This window comes from Clostridium sp. CAG:265 (genome assembly GCF_000436575.1).
GTDB lineage: Bacteria > Bacillota > Clostridia > Clostridiales > Clostridiaceae > Clostridium > Clostridium lentum.
In genome coordinates, this window is record NZ_FR886574.1 from 1 (window position 1) to 979 (window position 979).

Annotated in this window: 2 protein-coding genes; both read left to right on the forward strand. The window is 36.4% G+C overall.

Going from position 1 to position 979, the window contains the following annotated elements; translation table 11 throughout:
* Positions 1-73 precede the first annotated feature (73 nt).
* Positions 74-766 carry an iron-sulfur cluster assembly scaffold protein gene (locus Q5O29_RS00005; RefSeq protein WP_022210979.1) on the forward strand — a complete coding sequence of 231 codons (693 nt, stop codon included), beginning with the start codon at positions 74-76 and terminating at the stop codon, positions 764-766.
* A gap of 20 nt (positions 767-786) precedes the next feature.
* A partial coding sequence (locus tag Q5O29_RS00010; protein ID WP_302631490.1) for a GGGtGRT protein occupies positions 787-979 on the forward strand: 193 nt, incomplete at its 3' end.

Below are 979 nucleotides of genomic sequence, written 5' to 3' on the forward strand. Positions count from 1 at the left end.
GGTTAAGTACTTAGTCTACATATATAAAAATGAGACAAGCTATAACTAGTATTAATTAGGGAGGAATCAATATATGATGTATTCAAGAGAAGTTGAAGAAATGTGCGTTGTAAATAAAGGCGCTAATCATGCATGTGCTCCAATTCCAGTTGAAGGAAAATGGGTACAAGCTACACAAATATCAGATATTTCAGGGTTAACTCACGGAATAGGCTGGTGTGCACCTCAACAAGGAGCTTGTAAATTAACTTTAAACGTTAAAGGTGGAGTAATAGAAGAAGCATTAGTTGAAACAGTTGGATGTTCAGGTATGACTCACTCAGCTGCTATGGCTTCAGAAATATTACCAGGAAGAACTATATTAGAAGCTTTAAACACAGACTTAGTTTGTGATGCTATAAATACAGCAATGAGAGAATTATTCTTACAAATCGTTTACGGAAGAACTCAAACTGCTTTCTCTGAAGGTGGATTACCAATCGGAGCTGGTTTAGAAGACTTAGGTAAGGGATTAAGATCTCAAGTTGGTACTATGTACGGAACTATTGCTAAGGGACCAAGATACTTAGAAATGGCTGAAGGATACGTTACTAAAATCGCTTTAGATGAAGATAACGAAATAATCGGTTACAAATTCGTTCACCTTGGAAAGATGATGGAAATGATCGCTAAGGGAATGGATGCTAACGAAGCATTAGAAAAAGCTGCAGGACAATACGGAAGAGTTGCTGACGCTGTTAAATTAATCGATCCAAGACACGAATAATTGTAAGGAGGAATTTAATCATGGCATTATTTGAAAGTTATGAAAGAAGAATAGGACAAATCACTCCAGTATTAGAGCAATACGGAATGAAAACATTAGAAGATGCTAAAGCTGTTTGCGATGAAAAGGGAATTAACGTTTATGATATCGTTAAATCTACTCAACCAATAGCATTCGAAAACGCTATGTGGGCTTACACTTTAGGTGCTGCTA

Coding starts and splice junctions, on each gene's coding strand:
- Q5O29_RS00005 (WP_022210979.1), top strand. CDS start 74: ATGATGTATTCAAGAGAAGTTGAAGAAATGTGCGTTGTAAATAAAGGC.